This window comes from Dyella acidiphila, assembly GCF_014863405.1.
Classification (GTDB): Bacteria; Pseudomonadota; Gammaproteobacteria; order Xanthomonadales; family Rhodanobacteraceae; genus Dyella_B; species Dyella_B acidiphila.
This window is the reverse complement of the sequence record NZ_JACZZA010000015.1, coordinates 55,344-75,921: the sequence shown is the minus strand read 5'-3', so window position 1 is coordinate 75,921 and position 20,578 is coordinate 55,344. Positions and strand designations below refer to the sequence as shown.

The 20,578-nt window shown below is 64.5% G+C and carries 21 protein-coding genes and 1 tRNA gene; 13 read left to right on the top strand and 9 right to left on the bottom strand.

The window, feature by feature from the left end; genetic code table 11:
• Window positions 1-127: 127 nt before the first annotated feature.
• From panC to pcnB, 4 genes are read right to left on the bottom strand one after another with little or no spacing between them, the layout of a single operon-like run.
• Window positions 128-973 carry a pantoate--beta-alanine ligase gene (gene panC, locus IGX34_RS19840; protein ID WP_192557483.1) on the bottom strand — a complete coding sequence of 282 codons (846 nt, stop codon included), beginning with the start codon at window positions 971-973 and terminating at the stop codon, window positions 128-130.
• 30 nt (window positions 974-1,003) lie between these two features.
• A complete protein-coding gene (gene panB / locus IGX34_RS19835) occupies window positions 1,004-1,831 on the bottom strand; it encodes a 3-methyl-2-oxobutanoate hydroxymethyltransferase (RefSeq protein ID WP_192557522.1) in 828 nt (275 codons plus the stop codon).
• Window positions 1,832-1,886: 55 nt separating this feature from the next.
• Window positions 1,887-2,369, bottom strand: coding sequence for a 2-amino-4-hydroxy-6-hydroxymethyldihydropteridine diphosphokinase (folK, locus tag IGX34_RS19830; protein ID WP_192557521.1), 483 nt, complete (start codon window positions 2,367-2,369; stop codon window positions 1,887-1,889).
• Window positions 2,366-3,715, bottom strand: a complete 1,350-nt coding sequence (pcnB, locus tag IGX34_RS19825) for a polynucleotide adenylyltransferase PcnB (protein ID WP_192557482.1) — start codon at window positions 3,713-3,715, stop codon at window positions 2,366-2,368. The genes folK and pcnB overlap by 4 nt, the downstream gene beginning before the upstream one ends.
• A 176-nt stretch (window positions 3,716-3,891) precedes the next feature.
• Between pcnB and IGX34_RS19820 the strand changes: the two genes are divergently transcribed.
• Window positions 3,892-3,967, top strand: a tRNA-Glu gene (locus IGX34_RS19820).
• Window positions 3,968-4,015: 48 nt separating this feature from the next.
• Complete coding sequence (gene fdxA, locus IGX34_RS19815) at window positions 4,016-4,339, top strand: ferredoxin FdxA (protein ID WP_192557481.1); 324 nt, start codon at window positions 4,016-4,018, stop codon at window positions 4,337-4,339.
• Between the two features lie 143 nt (window positions 4,340-4,482).
• Here the strand turns inward: fdxA and IGX34_RS19810 are convergent, their stop codons facing one another.
• On the bottom strand, window positions 4,483-5,073 hold the full coding sequence (locus IGX34_RS19810; protein WP_192557480.1) for a hypothetical protein: 591 nt from the start codon (window positions 5,071-5,073) through the stop codon (window positions 4,483-4,485).
• Window positions 5,074-5,128: 55 nt separating this feature from the next.
• Window positions 5,129-6,022, bottom strand: a complete 894-nt coding sequence (gene dapA, locus IGX34_RS19805; protein WP_192557479.1) for a 4-hydroxy-tetrahydrodipicolinate synthase — start codon at window positions 6,020-6,022, stop codon at window positions 5,129-5,131.
• Between the two features lie 108 nt (window positions 6,023-6,130).
• On the opposite strand from dapA, the gene IGX34_RS19800 reads away from it, so the two are divergent.
• From IGX34_RS19800 to IGX34_RS19770, 7 genes are all read left to right on the top strand, one after another.
• Window positions 6,131-6,694, top strand: a complete 564-nt coding sequence (locus tag IGX34_RS19800; protein ID WP_192557478.1) for a glycine cleavage system transcriptional repressor — start codon at window positions 6,131-6,133, stop codon at window positions 6,692-6,694.
• Window positions 6,695-6,815: 121 nt separating this feature from the next.
• The gene (locus IGX34_RS19795; RefSeq protein ID WP_192557477.1) at window positions 6,816-7,277 is read left to right on the top strand and encodes a peroxiredoxin; all 462 of its coding nucleotides are present in this window, start codon (window positions 6,816-6,818) and stop codon (window positions 7,275-7,277) included.
• A gap of 70 nt (window positions 7,278-7,347) precedes the next feature.
• Window positions 7,348-8,727 carry a PhoH family protein gene (locus IGX34_RS19790; RefSeq protein ID WP_192557476.1) on the top strand — a complete coding sequence of 460 codons (1,380 nt, stop codon included), beginning with the start codon at window positions 7,348-7,350 and terminating at the stop codon, window positions 8,725-8,727.
• A 102-nt stretch (window positions 8,728-8,829) separates the two neighbouring features.
• Entirely contained in the window at window positions 8,830-9,615 is a 786-nt protein-coding gene (thiD, locus tag IGX34_RS19785; protein WP_192557475.1) for a bifunctional hydroxymethylpyrimidine kinase/phosphomethylpyrimidine kinase, read from the top strand.
• A gap of 137 nt (window positions 9,616-9,752) precedes the next feature.
• On the top strand, window positions 9,753-10,676 hold the full coding sequence (locus IGX34_RS19780) for an aspartyl/asparaginyl beta-hydroxylase domain-containing protein (RefSeq protein WP_338015518.1): 924 nt from the start codon (window positions 9,753-9,755) through the stop codon (window positions 10,674-10,676).
• Window positions 10,677-10,741: 65 nt separating this feature from the next.
• Window positions 10,742-11,641: an RNA polymerase sigma factor SigJ gene (sigJ, locus tag IGX34_RS19775; protein ID WP_192557473.1), complete on the top strand. Its 900-nt coding sequence runs from the start codon at window positions 10,742-10,744 to the stop codon at window positions 11,639-11,641.
• A 38-nt stretch (window positions 11,642-11,679) separates the two neighbouring features.
• On the top strand, window positions 11,680-12,144 hold the full coding sequence (locus IGX34_RS19770; protein ID WP_192557472.1) for a carboxymuconolactone decarboxylase family protein: 465 nt from the start codon (window positions 11,680-11,682) through the stop codon (window positions 12,142-12,144).
• 64 nt (window positions 12,145-12,208) lie between these two features.
• On the opposite strand, the gene IGX34_RS19765 is transcribed toward IGX34_RS19770, so the two are convergent.
• The 3 genes from IGX34_RS19765 to grxC form a co-directional block, all read right to left on the bottom strand.
• Window positions 12,209-13,222, bottom strand: coding sequence for an isocitrate dehydrogenase (locus IGX34_RS19765; RefSeq protein WP_192557471.1), 1,014 nt, complete (start codon window positions 13,220-13,222; stop codon window positions 12,209-12,211).
• Window positions 13,223-13,563: 341 nt separating this feature from the next.
• Complete coding sequence (locus IGX34_RS19760) at window positions 13,564-13,953, bottom strand: carboxymuconolactone decarboxylase family protein (protein WP_192557470.1); 390 nt, start codon at window positions 13,951-13,953, stop codon at window positions 13,564-13,566.
• Entirely contained in the window at window positions 13,950-14,213 is a 264-nt protein-coding gene (gene grxC / locus IGX34_RS19755) for a glutaredoxin 3 (RefSeq protein WP_192557469.1), read from the bottom strand. Before grxC ends, IGX34_RS19760 begins: the two co-directional genes overlap by 4 nt.
• Before the next feature lie 123 nt (window positions 14,214-14,336).
• On the opposite strand from grxC, the gene IGX34_RS19750 reads away from it, so the two are divergent.
• From IGX34_RS19750 to ppk1, 4 genes are all read left to right on the top strand, one after another.
• Window positions 14,337-16,031, top strand: coding sequence for a M48 family metalloprotease (locus tag IGX34_RS19750; RefSeq protein WP_425598809.1), 1,695 nt, complete (start codon window positions 14,337-14,339; stop codon window positions 16,029-16,031).
• Window positions 16,032-16,139: 108 nt separating this feature from the next.
• Window positions 16,140-16,829: a phosphate regulon transcriptional regulator PhoB gene (phoB, locus tag IGX34_RS19745; protein ID WP_192557467.1), complete on the top strand. Its 690-nt coding sequence runs from the start codon at window positions 16,140-16,142 to the stop codon at window positions 16,827-16,829.
• A 102-nt stretch (window positions 16,830-16,931) separates the two neighbouring features.
• Entirely contained in the window at window positions 16,932-18,227 is a 1,296-nt protein-coding gene (gene phoR / locus IGX34_RS19740; protein ID WP_192557466.1) for a phosphate regulon sensor histidine kinase PhoR, read from the top strand.
• Between the two features lie 188 nt (window positions 18,228-18,415).
• The gene (gene ppk1 / locus IGX34_RS19735) at window positions 18,416-20,557 is read left to right on the top strand and encodes a polyphosphate kinase 1 (RefSeq protein ID WP_192557465.1); all 2,142 of its coding nucleotides are present in this window, start codon (window positions 18,416-18,418) and stop codon (window positions 20,555-20,557) included.
• Window positions 20,558-20,578: the final 21 nt, after the last annotated feature.

Genomic DNA, 20,578 nt, shown 5'->3' with positions numbered 1-20,578 from the left:
ATTCCAGCAGGAACTGCCTGCGTAGCCCGTTATTATCGAACTGCCGACGCTGCGTCGCAACATCGGCACCCGGCGGCTACATGGGGGTGCCCCGCACCGGTTCAATCCCCGGGCCCGGGGCGGCCTTTTATTCAAACAGCAGGTTGTCGATCAGGCGGGTGCTGCCCAGCCGGGCGGCAATCAGGGCCACCAGCCCCTCCTGCTCGCCGTCAGCCGGCTCGGACAGGTCGTCAGCCCGGCGGATGGCGGCGTAATCGGGGGCGAAGCCGGCACGTTCCAGCTTGGATGCGGCAGCCTGTTCGACCACTTTGCGGGCGTGGCCCTTGGCGATCAGCTCGCGCATCTGCTGCAGGGTCTGGTAGATCTGCACCGCCTCGGCCCGTTCTTCCGGCGACAGGTACTGGTTGCGCGAACTGAGCGCCAGGCCATCGTCGGCGCGCTGGGTGGGCGCCCCCATCACCTTCACCGGCAGGGCCAGGTCGCGCACCATGCGCTCGATCACCTTGAGCTGCTGGAAATCCTTCTGGCCGAAGATCGCGATATCCGCCTGCACCAGGTTGAACAGCTTGCACACCACCGTGGCCACGCCGTCGAAATGGCCGGGCCGGTGCGCGCCTTCCAGGGTGTCGGTGATGTCCGGCACATGCAGGCTCACGCTGCCGGCCGCGCCGAACGGATAAATGGTGGCCACGTCCGGCGCGAACAGCAGATCGCAACCGGACTCGGCCAGCCCGGCCTGGTCCTGCGCCAGCGTACGCGGATAGCGCTCGAAATCTTCGCTCGGGCCGAACTGGGTGGGATTGACGAACACGCTAGCCACCACGCGGTCCGTACGCGCACGCGCCAGCTTGACCAGCGAATGATGGCCCGCGTGCAGATTGCCCATGGTCGGCACGAAGCCGACCGTCTGCCCCTGCGAGCGCCAGCCACGGACCGTGGCGCGCAGCCCTGCTGCGTCTTGCACCGTTTGCATGAGATTGGCTCTGCCTTGCCTTAAGTCGCGCTAGTTATAACCGTGTTCCGCTGAAGGAAAGGCACCGCTGCGCACGTCGGCGACATACGCGGCAATCGCCTCGCCCACCGAACCGCGGCCGGCCAGAAAATCCTTGCTGAACTTGGGCCGCTTGCCGGGCGTGATGCCCAGCATGTCGTACACCACCAGCACCTGGCCATCGCACTGCGGGCCCGCGCCGATGCCGATCACCGGAATATCCAGCGCCCGGGTGACGCGCTCGCCCAATGGCGAAGGCACGCCTTCCAGCACCAGGATGCTGGCGCCGGCCTGCTGCACCGCGAGCGCCTCGCTCAGCACGCGCTCGGCCGCATCCGCGCGGCCCTGCACCTTGTAGCCGCCGAATTTATGCACCGACTGCGGAGTAAGGCCCAGATGCGCGCAGACCGGAATCGCGCGTTCGGTCAACGCATGGATCGATTCAAGAATGTGCGGTGCGGCACCTTCGATCTTCACCATCGCCGCGCCCGCCTCACCCACCAGCCGTGCGCCTGCCTCGAGCGCATATGACACGTCGCGGTCGGCCATGAAGGGCATGTCGGCAGCCAGCAAGGTCGCCGACAAGCCGCGCGCCACCATGGTGGTGTGATAAACCATCTGCTCCAGCGTCACCGGCAAGGTGCTGCGCTGCCCCTGCACCACCATGCCCAGTGAATCGCCGACCAGCGCGATGTCCACGCCGGCATGTTCGACCTGCGCGGCAAAACTCGCATCGTAGGCAGTAAGCATCACGATCTTGCGCCCTTCCGCCTTCATCGCATGCAGGCCCGGCACAGTGACCGGCTTGCGCGCGGGAGCGCTGCTGTTTTCCACGTACACGGCGGTTTCCTTCAATGCTGCGGTGAACAATTATCCGGCGCCAGGCGGCAAACGCTCAAGCCACGGCCTGACAGCCTTGCGTATCAACGGCCCGCAGCAGATCGGAGACCCGGCCCTGGCCGGGAATCTCCAGCTCAGGCGCCAGCTCGCTCAGCGGCAACAACACGAACGCACGCTCGGCGATATGCGGGTGCGGCAAGGTCAAACGCTCGTCGCACACGGTGGTGCCAGCGACGTGCAGCAGGTCCAGATCGAGGGTGCGCGGCCCCCAGCGTTCGCCATGGCGTTCGCGTCCGGCCGCCCGCTCGATCTCCAGCAATGCATCGAGCAGCGCATGCGGCGCCAGCGGCGTTTCCAGCACGACCACGGCGTTGAGGAAATCGGGTTGATCCACGATGCCCCATGGCGGCGTGCGATAGAAACGCGAGCGCGCCAGCACCCGCGTATGCGGCAACCCTGCCAGTGCTTCGATGGCATGGAGCAGTTGCTGCCGCGAATCGCCAAGGTTGCTGCCCAGCGCGACATAGGCGCGCATCAGGCGCTCCCGGAATGGCCTGCCGGTTTACGCCGGCGCTTGCGCTTGCGCGGCAAGGACGAGCGCGATGAATCGAGTTCGCCGGCCGCGCCGTTGTGCTGCTGCATCGGCAAATGCGCCGCCAGTGTTTCGTGCGGCAATTGCTGTGCATGCGCCCACCACTGCCCTAGCTCGCCGATCGCCGGCGATTCGGCGGCGCGCAGCAAGAGGAAATCGAAGGCGGCGCGGAAGCGCGGATGGGCCAGCAAACGAAAGACCTTCTTGCGCTGGATCTGCTCGAACCGCGGCTGCAGCGCCCAGATTTCTTCCATGGTGATGGTGAAGCGGCGCGGGATGGCCACGCGCTGGCATTGCTCGGCCACCACATGTGCGGCGGCGCGCGACCAGGCTTCGTTGACATCCTTGCCGTGCGCGTTCCAGGTATGCGCCAGATCGCGCACCTCGCCCCACAACAGCACGGCAAACAGGAACGCCGGCGTCACCGACTTGCCCTCGGAAACGCGCGCGTCGGTATTTTCCAGGCCTTGCTCGATCAGCGAGCGCAGCGCTTCGTCGCCGCGTTTGAGCGCACGCGCCGTGGCCGGGAACATGAACTTCAGCAGGCCGCACTGCTCCAGCATGCGGAAGCTCTTGCGGCCATGCCCGGTGAGAAACATCTTCAGCGATTCGTCGAACAGCCGCGCCGGCGCCACGCTGCTCAGCAGCGGCCCCAACTCGGCAAACGGCGCGGAGGCTTCCGGATCGATACGGAAATCCAGCTTCGCCGCCAGGCGCACCGCGCGCAGCATGCGCACCGGATCTTCGCGATAGCGCGTATCCGGATTGCCGATCAGGCGCAGCACGCGATCGTGCAGGTCCTGCATGCCGCCCACATAATCGCGCACCGTGAAATCGCTGATGTCGTAGTACATGGCGTTGACGCGGAAATCGCGGCGCAGGGCATCTTCTTCGATCGTGCCCCAGACGTTGTCGCGCACGATGCGGCCGTCCACGATGTGGCGGTCGCCCTCGCCCTGCTCCTCGCTGGTGCCGCGGAAGGTCGCCACCTCGATGATCTCGTTGCCGTACACCACATGGGCGAGACGGAAACGGCGGCCGATCAGGCGGCAGTTGCGGAACAGCTTTTTGACTTCATCCGGCGTCGCATTGGTGGCGACGTCGAAATCCTTGGGGTGTCCGCCCAGCAGCAGATCGCGCACGGCGCCGCCGACCAGGTAGGCATTGAAGCCAGCCTCGTTCAGGCGATAGAGCACACGCAGCGCCGCCTTGCTGATGTTCTTGCGGGAGATGGTGTGCTGCTCGCGCGGGATGATATGCAGCGCGTGCTGGTTCCTGGATTTGGGATTCAAGCGATCGAAATCCTTGCGGGTATGCAACTTCCGGTGGCTCGGCAGGACCTGCCATGAGCCTTGTCCAAACCGGCCTCGAGCATTGTCCCGCAGGCGCGTGGTCCTGTGCAGGCCGGCATCATCGGACGTTGCCGGGTGAGACAATTCAGATATACTACCGCGCCTCGCAACAATACGCTCCCATCGTCTAGTGGCCTAGGACACCGCCCTCTCAAGGCGGGAACACGAGTTCGAACCTCGTTGGGAGCGCCACCCCTCCTAGTATGATCGGCCTCCGATCCCAAGCAGGCGCACGGCAGCATGACCTTCGTCGTCACCGATAACTGCATCAAATGCAAATACACCGATTGCGTCGAGGTCTGTCCGGTCGACGCCTTCCACGAAGGCCCCAACTTCCTGGCCATCGATCCCGATGAATGCATCGATTGCACCCTGTGCGAGCCCGAATGCCCGGCCAACGCGATCTTCCCGGAAGACGACGTGCCGGCAGGCCAGGAGCACTTCACCCCGCTGAACAAGGAACTGGCCAAGGCCTGGCCGGTGATCGTCACGCGCAAAGAAGCGCTGGCGGACGCGAAAGAGTGGGATGGCAAGCCGGACAAGTTCAAGCTGCTGGAGCGCTGAACCCGCAAGGCACCGAAAATCGGCGCTGAAGATCGAAAAAAGGCACCGCGCAAACGCCGGTGCCTTTTTCTTTGGCCGCCGAAGCAGCCGAGGCGCCACGCCATTTCAGTCAAAGCCGAAATGGCGACGCCCCGATCTTTGACTCAGCCCTTGCCGCCCAGGCGCGACTTCAGGCTGTCGACCACCTTGGCCACCGCAGCCGCTTCGCCCTGCGCACGCACTTCGCTCGAACCCTGGCCGCTGGCGTTGACGACAACCACCACCGGATGCGCCGCTACGGTGCCGCCGCTGGAGCTGCTGCTCTTGCCGAACATGCGGCCGAGGAAGCTCGGCTTTTCGGCCGGCTGGTCGGAGGCCATCACCGACAGGGTGTAGGTGTGCGCGGCATCGTCATGCCCCTGCAGCGAGCCCAGGTCGCCATTGGCCAGTGCTTCGCCAACGCGGCGGTAGGTTTCGTCCACGCTGTCGGCCAGGATGAAGCCGTCGGTGATCGTGCCCGGCGCATTGCCCACGCGCGCGGTAGCGCCGTTCGGCGACGGCTGGTTGCCACCGGCCGGCGGAATCACCAGCGCGGCGGTCGCCGAAGGCGTATCCAGGCCCGGCGGGATCTCCAGCGGCGTTTGCTGCTTGGCGTTCTGCCAGGCGCGTTCGGAACGGAACATGCCGCAGCCCGAAAGCAGCAGGCCAGTGAGAGCCAGGGCCGGCAGGGCAACGGCGAGGGACGTTTTCTTCATGTAGTGAGATTCCGTAGATGTTCCGTAATTTGAGGCAGGCCGCCGACCCGATCGGTCAGGCAGCATCCGCCAAGGATGCCAGAGTCGCCAAGGCCTTGCGCAACTGCTCGCGCTCCGCCCCCTGTTCCAGTTCCACCAGCGGCAGCCGCGGCAGCGCCGTGCCCAGCCCCAGCTCCGGCAGGCCAGCCTTCACCGCGATCGGGTTGGGCGCGCAGTTGAGCGCCTGCACCAGCGGATCCAGGGCGGCGCTGCAGCGCGCCGCCGCCGCACGATCACCCGTGCCGGCCGCATCACACAACGCACGAAACGCCCTGGGCACCAGATTGGCCACTACCGAGATGGTACCGGCGGCGCCAGCCAGCATGGCCTGGGCCGCGCTGCCGTCATCGCCGGACAGATAGACGAAATCGGCGCGCACAAGTTCCGCGGTCTGCGCGATGCGCTCGGCGTCGCCGCGCGCCTCCTTGATGCCGATGATGGCCGGATGCTCGCGCAGCGCCGCGGTGGTCTGCGGCAACAGATCGCAGCCAGTACGGGACGGCACGTTGTACAGCAGCACCGGCAGGCCACCCTGCTCGGCCACTTCCAGGAAATGGCGGCGCAGGCCCTCCTGCGTGGGGCGCACGTAGTACGGCGCCACCACCAGGGCCGCATCGGCGCCCAGTGCGCGGGCGCGCTTGGTTAGCGCGACGGTCTTGGCGGTACCCGCCTCGCCGGTTCCGGCCAGCACCGGAATACGGCCGGCGACATGCTCGAGCGCGAACGCCAGCAGGCGATCGTATTCATCGTGTTCGAGCATGTGGGCTTCGCCAGTGGAACCGGCGACGACCACCGCCTGGGTGCCGCCCGCGATCTGGAAATCGAGCAGGCGACCGAATGCCGCCATATCGAGCGCCCCATCCGATCCGAATGGGGTAACCAGCGCGCAGACGCTTCCGTGAATCTTCATGGCGCCATCCGCACAAAAACTAGACCCGGCATCTTACTTGCGGGCTCGCAGGACGGGCAAGTAAGCTGGCGTATCGTTCGTCGTCATCCCGCACGACGCGGGGTCTCCATGTCCACCAACCCTTTTTCCGCGCGATCCAGCAACGATCACCAGCTGCTGATCCAGACGCTGACACCCGCCTCGCGCACCCCGCTGCTCGCACTGGCCCGGCGCATCGCCGATGCCGGCTGCAATCTGTCCGATGCGCGGGTTTCTACGATCGGCGCGGACACCTCGCTGACCCTGCTCGCCACCGGCGCCTGGGATGCCGTCGCCAAGCTCGAAACCGCGCTGACCAAGCTGGCCCGCGAGGAAGAGCTGCGCCTGACCCACTACCGCACCAATCCGCGCGAACCCAGCGGACACCTGCTGCCGTATCTGGTCGAAGTGGTCTCCTCCGACCGGCCGGGCATCCTGGTGAAGATCGTGGATTTCTTCAATCGCCACGACATCAGCGTGGAGCAGCTGAGCTCGATGCGCTACCAGGCCATGCAGACGGGCGCCTCGATGTTCCAGGCGCAATTCACCATCGGGGTACCGGACAAACTCCACATTGCCGCCTTGCGCGACGACTTCCTGGAGTTCTGCGACAGCCTGAACCTGGATGCCATCATGGACCCGGTGAAATTCTAGGCAGCGGCGAAATTCTAGAATGCTCCCGCAGGAATAATCTGACAAGGCTGTAACCGTAATCTGACTCGCGCTAGTCTCCAGCCCCAGGAACACGCAGTACTCCTGTTCTGATGGAGAACCCATGCCCGAACTAGGTAAGAAAGTCCCCAAGCTGCAAGGCCCCACCGGCGACGGCAGCACGCTGAAACTCGATGCACTGAAAGGCCAATGGGTAGTCGTCTACTTCTACCCCAAGGACAGCACCCCCGGGTGCACCAACGAGGCCAAGGACTTCCGCGATCTCTATCCGAAGTTCAAGAAACGCCACGCCGAGATCATCGGTGTCTCGCGCGACTCGGTAAAATCCCACGCCAATTTCGCCAGCAAGCAGGAACTGCCGTTCCCGCTGGTTTCCGATCCCGAGGAAACCTGGTGCAGCGCCTTCGACGTGATCCACGAAAAGGTGCTGTACGGGAAACGTCACATGGGCGTGGTACGCAGTACGTTCCTGATTGATCCCGACGGCAAGCTCGCCGCGGAATGGCGGGGCGTGAAAGTGCCCGGCCATGCCCAGGCGGTGCTCGACGCGATACCGGCCCGGTGATTTCCACGTCACACGCTCTCGCCAACGTGCACGTCCCTCTCCACCTCCAACCACGTGAGGTTTCTTCCGCATGACCGGAAGCAAGCGCATCTACGCTCTCGATACCAATGTGCTGTTGCACGACCCCACTTCGCTGTTCCGCTTCGAGGAACACGACGTCTTCATTCCGATGACGGTGCTGGAGGAACTGGACGAAAAGAAGAAAGGCGCTTCGGAAGTTTCACGCAACGGCCGCCAGGTCAGCCGTTTCCTCAATGAGTTGATCGAGCGCGGCAACGGGCACGGCATCAGCAATGGCCTGGAATTGACCAGCCCGCAAGGGGTCACGCTCAAGCGCGGCATCGCCGTGGGCCGGCTGTATTTCCAGCAGCGCACCAGCAACGGTCACGGCAAGGCCGACAACCAGATTCTTTCCGCGGTGATCGAACTGCGCGAACAGAATCCGGATCGCGCGGTGATCCTGGTCACCAAAGACATCAACCTGCGCATCAAGTCCAAGATCTACGGCATCGATGCGGAGGACTATGAGAACGATCGCGCGCTCGACGATTTCTCCCTGCTCTACACCGGCTCCACCGAGCTGGGGGAGAACTTCTGGGACAAGCATCCGGAAGTGCAGTCCTGGAACGAACGCGGCCGCACTTACTACAAGCTCGACCGGCACGAGGACGAAGACTGGTATCCCAACCAGTGTCTGTTCCTCCCCGGCGACGACAACGTCGAACTACGCGTACTGCATATCGACGAGGAACGCGCCACCCTGGTACTGCTCGACGACCACAGTCACAGCAACCACAGTGTGTGGGGCATTGCCGCGCGCAACCGCGAACAGAACTTCGCACTCAATGTGCTGGTCGATCCGGATGTGGATTTCGTCACCCTGCTCGGCACCGCCGGCACCGGCAAGACCTTGCTGGCGCTGGCCGCAGGACTGGCGCAGGTCATGGACCAGCAGCGCTACCGCGAAATCATCATGACCCGCGCCACTGTATCGGTCGGCGAAGACATCGGCTTCCTGCCCGGCACCGAAGAAGAAAAGATGACGCCGTGGATGGGCGCGCTCACCGACAACCTCGAAGTGCTTGCCAACCCCGAAGAAGGCGGCAGCTGGGGGCGCCAGGCCACCAACGACCTGCTCGCCTCGCGCATCAAGATCCGTTCGCTCAACTTCATGCGCGGACGCACCTTCCTCTCGCGCTACCTGATCATCGACGAGGCGCAGAACCTTACGCCGAAGCAGATGAAAACGCTGATCACGCGTGCAGGTCCGGGCACCAAGATCGTATGCCTGGGCAACGTCGAGCAGATCGACACGCCGTATCTGACGGAGACCACATCGGGCCTGACCTACGCGGTGGATCGCTTCAAGCACTGGGCGCATTCGGCGCATATCACGCTGCGGCGTGGCGAGCGTTCGCGCCTGGCGGATTTCGCTTCCGAAGCGATGTAGTTTGGTCGTAGGCTGGGTGAGCGCAGCGCAACCCAACGATGCCTCTTCGACGCGACATGGTTGGGTTACGCTGCGCTAACCCAACCTATCCTCTATCGAATCGTGGCGACTTCTCCTCCTCCCATCGCCCTCACCATCGCCGGCTCCGACTCCGGCGGCGGTGCCGGCATCCAGGCCGACCTGAAAACCTTCCACGCACATCGCGTGCATGGACTTTCAGTGATCGCCGCGATTACCTCGCAAAACACGCGCGGCGTAAGCGCCGTTCATGCGGTGCCGTTGAAGCACATCCGCAGCCAACTCGATGCGGTATTCGACGATTTCCCGATCGCCGCGGTGAAAACCGGCATGCTCGGTAACGCCGCCACTGTGCGACTGGTCGCCAAGGCATTGCGCAAGCGCAAGCCGGCCTGGCTGGTGGTCGATCCGGTGATGGTTGCCACCAGCGGGGCGCGCCTGCTCGACGAAGATGCGATCGATGCGGTAATCAACGAGATGATCCCGCTGGCCGACGTGCTCACGCCGAACCTGCCCGAGGCCGAAGCCCTGCTCGGCCACCCGCTGCGCACGGCCAAGCAATTGGCGGCGGCCGGCGAAGCGCTATTGGCGCTGGGCGCCCGCAGCGTGCTGCTGAAGGGCGGCCATGCGCGCGGCGGCGAAGTGATCGATCGTTATTTCGATGAGCATGGCGTGATGGAGATCCAGCACCCGCGCTTGCCACTCGAAGGCCATGGCACCGGCTGCACCCTGGCGTCGGCCATCGCCGCGCAGCTGGCGCTGGGCTACCCGCCGCACCGGGCGGTACGCCGAGCGGCCGTCTACGTCCATCGCGCCCTCAAGCATGGCTACCGCCCGGGTGGCGGAACAGCTCACGTACTGCGTCATTGAGGCCGACCGGCGCGGCCCCATCCGGACCCGGATCTGCCGTAAAATCCTTGACCTGCGGCCTTTCGGCCACATACTCCGGCCTTGCCCCTGGCGCTATCCGAGCCGCTTTCACGATGGATTTCCTCAGCCCCCGCTTCATCGTCCTCTATGTGCTGCTGGCCTTCGTGCTGTGCGTGCTGCTGGTGCATCTGCGCGGGCGTGCGCGCCTGCGCTTCGATCGCCAACTGGTCGACCACTCCGCCGTGTTCGCGCCGTACAACTTGCTGATGTATGCGTTTTCCGCCGTGCCGGCGCGGCCGATTCTGGATCGCGGCGGCTTCCCGCAGCTCGACTTGCTGCAGTCGAACTGGCAGATCATCCGCGACGAAGCCTTGCAGCTGTTCGACGATGGCCATATCCGCGCGGCGCAGAACAACAACGACGCCAGTTTCAACAGCTTCTTCAAGCAGGGCTGGAAGCGCTTCTACCTGAAATGGTACGGCGAGCCGCTGGTGTCGGCCGAGGCGCTATGCCCCAAGACGGTGGCCTTGCTCAAGTCCATTCCGAGCGTGAAGGCGGCGATGTTCGCCACGCTGGCGCCGCACAGCAAGCTCAATCCGCATCGCGACCCCTTCGCCGGCTCGCTGCGTTATCACCTGGGCCTGATCACCCCCAATTCGCGCGACTGCCGCATCTTCGTCGACGGCGAAGAGCACGCCTGGGGCGACGGCAAGGATGTGGTGTTCGACGAAACCTATGTGCACTGGGTGGAAAACAACACCGACCAGACCCGCGTGATCCTGTTCGCCGACGTGGAGCGCCCGCTGCGCACTGGCGTGATGAATGCGATCAACCATCGCGTCGGCGCCTTCATGGGCAAGATCACGGCCTCGCCCAATACCGAGTCGCCGGAAGAAAAGACCGGCTTCGTCAACCGCATGTTCGCCCTCAACCAGCGCAGCCGCGAACGCAACCGCGTGTTCAAGCGGAAATACCCGCGGCTGTTCCGCACGGTGAAATACATCGGCATGCTGGTGTTTATCTGGCTGGTGTTCCTGGCACCGTGGCCGTTCGTGCACTGAGCCGCTGACCCGTCACGTTCCGGCGGGCTTGTGCGTCCTGGTTCCAGTCACCCTGGGAGATCGCCATGGACCCGCATACCGAACTGTTCCAGCAACACCGCCCGCGCCTGCTCGGCCTCGCCTACCGCATGCTGGGCACGCCTGCCGATGCGGAGGATGTGCTGCACGATGCCTGGCTGCGCTGGCACGCGCAGGACAAGAGCGCCCTGGACGACCCGGAAGCGTGGCTGGTCACCGTCACCACCAGGCTGGCGCTGGACCGCCTGCGCCGCGCCAAGCTGGAGCGCGAGCACTACACTGGGCCCTGGCTGCCGGAACCGCTGATCGCGTCGGAAGAGCATCCCGAGGCCATGGCCGAGCATGCCGAAACCCTCAGCATGTCGTTCCTGCTGATGCTCGAACGGCTCAGTGCCGAAGAACGCGCCGCCTTCCTGCTGCATGACGTGTTCGACTACAGCCATGCGGAAGCCGCCACCATCCTGGGCATCAGCGAAGACAGCGCCCGCCAGCGCGCGCACCGCGCGAAACAGCGCCTGCGCGACGAGCGCACGCGCTTCACCGCCAATGCGCAAACCCAGCGCCGCCTGCTGGAACGATTTGCGCAGGCGCTGGAGCAGCCTACCGAAGCCAATCTGCGCGTGCTGTTTGCCGAGGACGCCCTGCATATTTCCGACGGCGGCGGCCTGGCGCGTGCCGCACTGCGTCCGCTGCTGGGCGGCGAACGGATCGCCCGCCTGTACCTGCAGGTATCCAAAAACGAGCAGGGGCATCAGATGCGCCGCCAGTTGCAGATGCTCAACGGCGCCCCGGTACTGTTGACCTGGGCCGACGGCACCCTGGTCACTGCCGCCTGGGTCGAATGCGACGGCGAGCGCATCGTCGCCCTACACGCCTTGCGCAACCCGCAAAAGCTGGCCCGGCTGGCGGCTGTCACGAAATCGCAGACTGGGCCGTCCTTGCATTGAAACGGCCGATCGCGGCCGCGCAAACCGAGGACCCTCCCATGAGCCGCTTTTCCTACTACGACTATCCCGACGCCCTGAAGCCGCTGTTTGCGATGAAGGCGTATATCGACCACTCCGGCTTGGAAAAAGGGCTGGTGCACCTGGTGATGCTGCGCGCTTCGCAACTCAATGGCTGCGCCTACTGCATCGACATGCACAGCAAGGAAGCACGTGCGGAAGGCGAAACCGAGCAGCGCCTGTATGTGCTGCAGGCCTGGCGCGAAGCGCCGTTCTACAGCGAGCGCGAACGCGCCGCCTTCGCCTGGTGCGAAGCGGTGACGCGGCTCGATCCCGTGCATGGTGTGCCGGACGACGTGTACGAGCAGGCGCGCGCCCAGTTCAGCGAGCGCGAGCTGATCGATCTGAACCTGCTGGTGATCATGATCAACGGCTGGAACCGCATCGCGATACCGTCGAAGCAAGAGCCCGGCAACTTTCAGCCGGCGAAGCACAAAGCGGCCTGAAACGCCGACGCACTGAAAACAAAAAAGCCGCCCCATGGGCGGCTTTTTTGCGGACAGCGATAACTCAGCCCTTTACGCGCTTGGCGATCGCTTCGCCAAAGCTCTGGGTCGAACCCTTGCCACCCAGATCCGGCGTGACGTGATCGCGATCGTTCGCCATCGTGTCGCGGATCGCATCGCGCAGCTTGGTGCCCTTCTCCACCATGCCCAGGTGATCGAGCATGTCGGCCGCCGCCAGCAGCAACGCGCAGGGATTGGCCACACCCTTGCCCGCGATATCCGGCGCCGAGCCGTGCACCGCTTCGAAGATCGCCGCGTGCTCGCCGATATTGTCGCCCGGGGCCAGGCCCAGGCCACCAACCAGGCCGGCGCACAAGTCGGACAGAATGTCGCCGAACAGGTTGGTGGTGACGATCACGTCGAACTGTTCCGGACGCATCACCAGCTGCATGCAGGCGTTGTCCACGATCATCTCGTTGAACTCGATCTGCGGGTATTCCTTGGCGATTTCGCGCGCCACATTGAGGAACAGGCCCGAAGCGGTCTTGATGATGTTGGCCTTGTGCACGGCCGTGACTTTCTTGCGGCCCTTCTTCACCGCCATCTCGAACGCATAGCGCACGATGCGCGCGCTGCCCTTGCGGGTGTTGCGGATCATCGAGGTAGCCACTTCACCGTCTTCGGACAGCGTCTGGCCTTCGGCCAGGTAGGCGCCTTCGGTGTTCTCGCGCACGGTGATGATGTCGATGTTGTCGTAGCGCGCCTTGGTGCCCGGGAAGCTGATCGCCGGACGCACATTCGCATACAGGTCGAAGTGACGGCGCAGGGTGACGTTGATCGAGGTGAAGCCGCCGCCCACCGGCGTGGTCAGCGGGCCCTTCAGCGCCACCTGGTGCTTGGCGATCGCGTCTAGCGTGGCCTTGGGCAGCAGATCGCCGTGCTTTTCCAGCGCGATCATGCCGGCTTCGACCGTGTCGTAGCTGAGACCGCAATCCAGCGCATCGAGCACGCGCAGCGTGGCGGTCATGATCTCCGGGCCGATGCCATCGCCCGGGATCACCGCAATGGTCTTGCTCATGGGGGGAACTCCTTGGAATAAAGCGGGGAACCGGCGCATGGGTGAGGCGCCTGGTCGAAATCCGCTCAATTATCGCCGATACGCCTGTCGGCGAACAGTCCGAAGAAGCCGGGAAGCGTTGCAAATACTCGTATGGAGCATTGCTTCAAATCGAATGATGGCTCGCTTCAATACAAAAAACGGGCCTTTCGCATTCGCCTCCTCTCCCCTGCGGGGAGAGGATTGAGGTGAGGGGGACAAGGCTTGCCCTGAGCCACATCGAAGCGACGCTCCGATTCACCTTGGTCGCGAGCGCGCCCCCTCACCCCAGCCCTCTCTCCGCCGGGGAGAGGGAGAAAAGCTCAGGCGTGGTCGCCGCAGCTTTCCGCCTGCCCTGCGTCACCGGTTTCGAGCTTGTCGAGAAAATCCACCGCGCGGCGCAGATGCGGAATCACGATCGACCCGCCCACCACCAGCCCCACGCTGAATACTTCGAAGAACTCCTCGCGATTCACGCCCGCTTCCTTGCACTGGGCCACGTGATAGCTGATGCAGTCGTCGCAGCGCAGCACCATCGACGCCACCAGGCCCAGCATTTCCTTGGTCTTCACATCCAGTGCGCCGGCCTTGTAGGTCTGCGTATCGAGTGCGAAGAAGCGGCGTACTACCTGGTTGTCTTCGCCCAGGATGCGTTCGTTCATGCGCTGGCGGAAGGCGGTGAATTCGGCGACGCGGTCCTTCTCGGCGCTCATGCAGACTCTCCCAGCAGTTGCGCCAGCTTGCCGCTGCGATCGGCGGCGACCAGGTCGTCATAACCGCCCACGTACTGATCGTTGACGAAGATCTGCGGCACCGTGCGGCGGCCGCCGCTGCGCTGGAGCATGGCGTCGCGCTGCGCCGGATCGGTGTCCACGCGCACCTCCTCCCAATGCAGGCCCTTGGCCTTCAGCAGGTTCTTGGCGGCCACGCAGTAAGGGCATACCGCGGTGGAATAGACTTCGATCTTGGACATCGCGAAAAACTCCGGAATTACTTGCGCCGTAAATGGCGGTGGCAGGCCTGCAAAACAAGCGGTTGAGACTGAACTGCAACCCAATCGAAAGGTCCCAGCTGATATTGTCGTCGATCTATGACCATGGCACCACGACACCTCCGTAAACACCTGCTGACCGTGCTGCTGATGGCCGGCCTGACCACGGCGGCCGGCGCCCAGGACAAGCCGGACGACATCCGCCTGCCGGACCTGGGCAGTTCGGCCAATGCACTGATCTCGCCGCAGGAGGCGCAGGACTACGGCGCGATGATGCTGCAGCAGATGCGCGCGCTGGACATGGTGGTGAACGATCCGCTGCTGGACGACTACATCAACAGCCTCGGCTTCCGCCTGGTCTCTAATTCGGCCAAGCCCAAGGATCACTTCGCGTTCTTTATCGCCAAGGATCCGGAGATCAACGCGTTCTCCGCGCCGGGCGGCTATATCGGCATCAATTCGGGCCTGATCATCATCACCCGCAACGAGGACGAGCTGGCTGCGGTGATGGCGCACGAAATCGGCCACATCACGCAGAACCATCTGCAGCGCGCCTACGAATCAGCCAAGAAGGACACGCCGCTGATGGCGCTGGTGGCGCTCGGTGCGATTGCCGCGGGCGGCGCGGCGGGCGGCCAGGCGGCAGCGGCCGCACTGCTGGGCGGCCAGGGCGCGATCATGCAGAAAGAAATCAACTTCACCCGCAAGGATGAAGCCGAGGCGGACCGCACCGGCATTCTCACGCTGACCAAGGCGGGCTTCGATCCCAACGCCATGGCCGGCTTTTTCGGCCGCATGGAAGACGTGATGAGCGCCGATTCCGGCGGCATCAACGTGCCCTCGCTGCTGCAGGATCACCCGGTCACCGCCCAGCGCATCGCCGACGCCAAGGCACGTGCCGATACCTTGATCGCCGAGCAGAAATCGCAGCCCACCGGCAACCTGCTCGACAAGAAAAGCTGGTCGCAGCAGACCGCGCCGATCGCCTATGTGAAGGATCCCACCACCCTCGCCGCCGCCACCGGCAGCACGCCGGGCCCGAATACGTACCTGCTGATGCGCGAGCGCGTGCGTGTGCTGTCCGACGACCCGTACCGCATGAGCACGTATTACGGCGACCTGCTGGCCCGCCAGGATGGCGCCTATCGCACGCCCGAGAACTACTACGGCTACGCCCTGGCCCTGACCCGCAGCGGCCAGGGCGCCAAAGCCGTTCCCCAGCTGCAGCCGCTGCTGGCCAAATTCCCCAATAGCCTGGTGCTGCGCCTGGCCATGGCCGATGCCCGCCTGCAGGCCGGGGAGCGCAGTGCGGCGCTGGACCTCTACGCCACCCTGAACGCCCAGTCCCCGCGCAACAAGGCGATCGGCGTGGCCTACGCCAATGCGCTGACCGTGGGCGGCAGCAAGGCCCAGGCCGCGCAGGCCGCCGGCATGCTGCGCCCGATGCTGGAAGACACCGACGAACCGGACCTGTTTACCGCCTACGCCAAGGCCAGCGAAAAGGCCGGCGACAGCGTGCGCTCCGGGGAGGCCTACGCCCAGGCCAGTTATCTGTCCGGCCGGCCGTTCGATGCGATGGAGCAGCTCAAGGGCCTGCTCAAGCGCCCGGACCTGGACTACTACGCCCGCGCCCGCATCCAGGCGCATATCGCCGAAATCACCCCGCTGGTGATGGAATTGCGCAAGCGCCGGGTGGCCACGGACGACAATCCGGACGGCAACAACCAGGGCCAGCAACTCGACGCCAAGACGTCATGCAGCGGCAAAATCTGCTACGGCCTGGGCGATGTGGTGCATTAATGTAGGTGAATATTCCTGTCCGTGACGGCTTTTTCTGGCATTGTCATTGCCGCGTAACATTTCACCGCTGCAATATTTGCGTCATAGGCCACCCCGACCGGACCCAGCGTGCACAAACGCATCCTTATTGTTGAAGACGAAGCCTCCATCCGCGACATGGTCGCTTTCGCCCTGCGCAAGGCCGGCATGGATACCGCCCAGGCTGCCGACGCACGCACCGCCCAGATGTCGATTGCCGAGCAGGTGCCGGATCTGATCCTGCTGGACTGGATGCTGCCCGGCACCAGCGGCCTGGATCTGGCCCGCCGCCTGCGCAAGGAAGAACTGAGCCGCGAAGTGCCGATCATCATGCTCACCGCCCGCGGCGAGGAAATGGATCGCGTCAACGGCCTGGAAGCAGGCGTGGACGACTACGTGGTGAAGCCCTTCTCCACCCGCGAGCTGATCGCCCGCATCAAGGCCGTGCTGCGCCGCAGCCAGGGCGACGATGGTTCGGGCATGGTGGAACTGGGCCGGCTGCGCATCGATGGCCCGGCGCACCGCGTGTTTGCGGGCGACGAGCCGGTACCGATCGGCCCCACCGAATATCGCCTGCTGTATTTCTTCATGACCCATCCGGAGCGCGTCTACTCGCGCGCGCAGCTGCTCGACCATGTATGGGGCGGCAGCGTGTATGTGGAGGAGCGCACGGTCGACGTGCATATCCGCCGCCTGCGCAAGACGCTGGAGCCGTGGAAGCTGGAAGAGATGGTGCAGACCGTGCGCGGCGCCGGCTATCGGTTCTCGGCCAGCCCTTAAGGTGCGCATCAGCAACCGGAGATCGGATAGCGTGACAAGTCGGGACTGCAAAAGCTTCTACCATTCCCGCCCCACGCTCCTCCGTTCCCGGTGATGCCGCCCATGTCCCCAGCCTCCAACGCCTGGAAACTTCCGCTTGCACTGCTTGCCGGCCTGCTCGCCGGCGGCGTGCTCGGCTGGCTCCTGGGCAATCACGCGACAGCCGGTGTGGCGGCGGTCGCTGTAGCAGAGATTGTCTTGCTACTGACGCACTTGCGTCACATTGCTAAGCCCATGATGAGTTCGCGCTCCCCCGAACCCTACGTGGACCCCGACCAACCCCGGCATGACCGATTCATGATGCGTTCCCGTCGCCTAGCCGCCAACCTGCATGACCTGCGCCGCGCCGCCGGCAGCCTGCCGGATGCGATCGTGTTGCTCGACCAAGAGCAGCATGTGCGCTGGTTCAATCATGCCGCCGAAAGCCTGCTCGGCCTGCGCCGTCCGCAGGACCGCGGCGTGGTGCTGAAAGACAAGCTGCACAATTCCGAACTGGCCGGCTGGCTGCAGGAAACCTCGCCGGAGCCGCTCAACGACGTCAGCGCGCCCGGGCAGCCCAGCCGCCACATCAACGTGACCATGCTGCCGTTCGGCCAGCGCCAGCGCCTGCTGCTGGCGCGCGATATCAGCCACATGTCGCGGCTGGAGCAGATCCGCCGCGATTTCGTCGCCAACGTGTCGCACGAATTGCGCACGCCGCTGACGGTGATCCACGGTTATCTGGAATTGCTCGATCCGGAAGATGTGCCGCATCTGGCGCCGGTACTCAACGAAATGCGTGCGCAGTCCAAGCGCATGGGCCAGATCGTGGAAGACCTGCTGACCCTCTCGCGCCTGGAAACGCAGGATCACGTCAGCGAGGAGCGCGTGCCGATGGCGCCGCTGCTGGCCACCTTGCGCAAGGAAGCCGAAGCGCTCAGCCAAGGCCGTCACAGCATCAGCCTGGAATCCTCCGCCGAACTGGATCTGCTCGGCTCGCCCAAGGACCTGCACAGCGCGCTGTCCAACCTGGTCAGCAATGCCGTGCGCTACACCCCCACCGGCGGGCGCATCACCATTCGTTGGGAACGCACTGCCGACGGCGCCAATTACTCGGTGAGCGATACCGGCTACGGCATTCCGGCCGATCACCTGTCGCGCCTGACCGAACGCTTCTATCGCGTGTCGTCCAGCCGTTCGCGCGACAGCGGCGGCACCGGACTGGGCCTGTCGATCGTCAAACACGTACTGGGGCTGCATCAGGCGCGACTGGATATCCGCAGCACGCCGGGCCAGGGCTCCACCTTCACCTGCTGCTTCGGGCGCGAGCGTCTGCTGGCGCCTGAGGTGCACGAGACCAAGACGCTGGAAAGCCACTGACCGAGAACGCCATAGCCGGCGTAGGTTGGGTAAGCGCAGCGTAACCCAACGATGTCGCTACGAAGACAGATCGTTGGGTTACGCTGCGCTTACCCAACCTACGGCGGCGCTATTGAGTCGTTACAAAATTTTGAATCATTTCTTGCAAAGACATAGTCGCCACCGGCCATATGAGTAAAAATGGCCGGATGCCGCGCCGCCAAGCCATCCAACCCGTCATCACCGAACCGCCCCAGCCCGAGCTGTTTCTCAACCGCGAACTGGGCGCCCTGGAATTCAATGTCCGTGTGCTCGCGCAGGCGCGCGATCCGGGCATTCCGCTGCTGGAGCGCCTGCGCTACCTGAGCATCGTGGCCAGCAACCTCGACGAGTTCTTCGAAGTGCGCGTGGCCATGCTCAAACAGCGCCATCAGTTCGGCTCTGCCGCCCCGGGGCCCGACGGCATCGCCTCCGGCGAACTGCTGTCGCGGATCCGCGAGGGCGTGCTGGACCTGACCCGCGCGCAATATGCCGCCTGGCAGGAAGAACTGGGCCCGGCGCTCACCGCCGAAAATATCCATTTCCTCACGCACAAGCAGTGGAGCAGCCGCCAGCGCCGCTGGCTGCAAGGCTATTTCGAAAACGAAGTGCTGCCGGTGCTGTCGCCGCTGGGCCTGGATCCGGCGCATCCGTTCCCGCGCATTCTCAACAAGACGCTCAATATCGCCGTGGTGCTGCAAGGCCGCGATGCGTTCGGCCATGAGGGCCATATGGCGCTGGTGCGCGCGCCACGCTCGCTGCCGCGCATCATCCGCATCCCCAACGAAGTCAGCGGCGAGGGCGATCACTTCGTATTCCTGGCCGAGTTGCTGCAGGCCTTCGCGGACCTGATGTTCCCCGGCTTCAAGGTAGCCGGCGCGTATCAGTTCCGGGTCACGCGCAACAGCGAGCTGATCGTTGAAGAAGAAGTCGACAACCTGGCGCGCGCGCTCACCGAAGAATTGGTCGGCCGCGGCTATGCGCGTCCGGTGCGGCTGGAAATCGGCAACGACTGCCCGCAGTCGATCGTGTCGATGCTGATCAGCAACTTCGAGCTGGAAGAAACCGACGTCTACCGCTGCGACGGCCCGGTCAACATCATCCGCCTGGGCCTGGTGTACGACGAAATCGAGCGCCCGGAGCTGAAATTCCCGCGCTTTACGCCATCGATCCCGGCCGCCTTCGGCCCGGTCAAGAAGCGCCTGTTCGATACGCTCAGCCAGCGCGACATCCTGCTGCACCACCCCTACGAATCCTTCAACGCGGTGATCGACCTGCTGCGCGAAGCCGTGCAGGATCCGGACGTGCTGGCGATCAAGCAGACGCTGTACCGCGCCGGCAAGGACACCCCGCTGGTCGACCTGCTGGTGGAAGCGGCGCGCAACGGCAAAGATGTCACGGTGGTGATCGAGCTGCGCGCGCGCTTCGACGAAGAAGCCAATATCCGCCTGGCCGAGCGCCTGCAGGAAGCCGGCGTGCAGGTGGTATACGGCGTGGTGGGCTTCAAGACGCACGCCAAGATGATGCTGATCGTGCGGCGCGAGAACAGCCATCTGCGCCGCTATGTGCATCTGTCCACCGGCAACTACCACCAGAGCAACAGCCGCCTGTACACCGATATCGGCCTGATGACCGCCGATCCGGAAATCGGCGAGGACCTGCACAAGGTATTCCAGCAGCTGTCCGGCCTGGGCCCCACCATCAGCCTCAAGCGCCTGCTGCATTCGCCGTTCACGCTGTACAAGAGCGTGGTGGCGAAGATCGAGCGCGAAGCCGAGCATGCACGCCATGGGCGTCCGGCGCGCATTGTGGCCAAGCTCAATGCGCTGAACGAGGCGCATGTGATCGAAGCCCTGTACGCCGCGGCGCAAGCCGGCGTGGAAATCGACCTGATCGTGCGCGGCGCGTGCACCTTGCGGCCGGGCATTGTGGGCGGATCCGAGCGGATCCGCGTGCGCTCCATCGTCGGGCGTTTCCTGGAACACAGTCGCGTGTACTGGTTCGGCAACGACGGCCAGCCGGAAATCTACTGCGCCAGCGCCGACTGGATGGAACGCAACCTGATGCGCCGCATCGAGGTGGCCTTTCCGATCCTCGATCCGGCGCTGGCCAAGCGCGTCTACGACGAAACGCTGGCCAATTATCTGGCCGACAATACGCAAGCCTGGCTGCTGGATAGCCAGGGCCGCTACACCCGCGCCACGCCCGGCGAACAGCCGCCGCATTCGGCGCAGGAAACCTTGCTGGCGAATCTCAGCGCCAGCATTGCGCCCTCCTCCCCGCGGGGAGAGGGAACTGCAGCAAGCCATTAACAGGAGCCCCGCGTGAGCCTC

Excerpts from the sequence above, each read along its gene's own strand:
- panC (WP_192557483.1), bottom strand. The coding sequence starts at position 973 with ATGCAAACGGTGCAAGACGCAGCAGGGCTGCGCGCCACGGTCCGTGGC.
- fdxA (WP_192557481.1), top strand. The coding sequence starts at position 4,016 with ATGACCTTCGTCGTCACCGATAACTGCATCAAATGCAAATACACCGAT.
- IGX34_RS19810 (WP_192557480.1), bottom strand. The coding sequence starts at position 5,073 with ATGAAGAAAACGTCCCTCGCCGTTGCCCTGCCGGCCCTGGCTCTCACT.
- dapA (WP_192557479.1), bottom strand. The coding sequence starts at position 6,022 with ATGAAGATTCACGGAAGCGTCTGCGCGCTGGTTACCCCATTCGGATCG.
- IGX34_RS19800 (WP_192557478.1), top strand. The coding sequence starts at position 6,131 with ATGTCCACCAACCCTTTTTCCGCGCGATCCAGCAACGATCACCAGCTG.
- IGX34_RS19795 (WP_192557477.1), top strand. The coding sequence starts at position 6,816 with ATGCCCGAACTAGGTAAGAAAGTCCCCAAGCTGCAAGGCCCCACCGGC.
- IGX34_RS19790 (WP_192557476.1), top strand. The coding sequence starts at position 7,348 with ATGACCGGAAGCAAGCGCATCTACGCTCTCGATACCAATGTGCTGTTG.
- sigJ (WP_192557473.1), top strand. The coding sequence starts at position 10,742 with ATGGACCCGCATACCGAACTGTTCCAGCAACACCGCCCGCGCCTGCTC.
- IGX34_RS19770 (WP_192557472.1), top strand. The coding sequence starts at position 11,680 with ATGAGCCGCTTTTCCTACTACGACTATCCCGACGCCCTGAAGCCGCTG.
- IGX34_RS19765 (WP_192557471.1), bottom strand. The coding sequence starts at position 13,222 with ATGAGCAAGACCATTGCGGTGATCCCGGGCGATGGCATCGGCCCGGAG.
- IGX34_RS19760 (WP_192557470.1), bottom strand. The coding sequence starts at position 13,953 with ATGAGCGCCGAGAAGGACCGCGTCGCCGAATTCACCGCCTTCCGCCAG.
- grxC (WP_192557469.1), bottom strand. The coding sequence starts at position 14,213 with ATGTCCAAGATCGAAGTCTATTCCACCGCGGTATGCCCTTACTGCGTG.
- IGX34_RS19750 (WP_425598809.1), top strand. The coding sequence starts at position 14,337 with ATGGCACCACGACACCTCCGTAAACACCTGCTGACCGTGCTGCTGATG.
- phoR (WP_192557466.1), top strand. The coding sequence starts at position 16,932 with ATGTCCCCAGCCTCCAACGCCTGGAAACTTCCGCTTGCACTGCTTGCC.
- ppk1 (WP_192557465.1), top strand. The coding sequence starts at position 18,416 with ATGCCGCGCCGCCAAGCCATCCAACCCGTCATCACCGAACCGCCCCAG.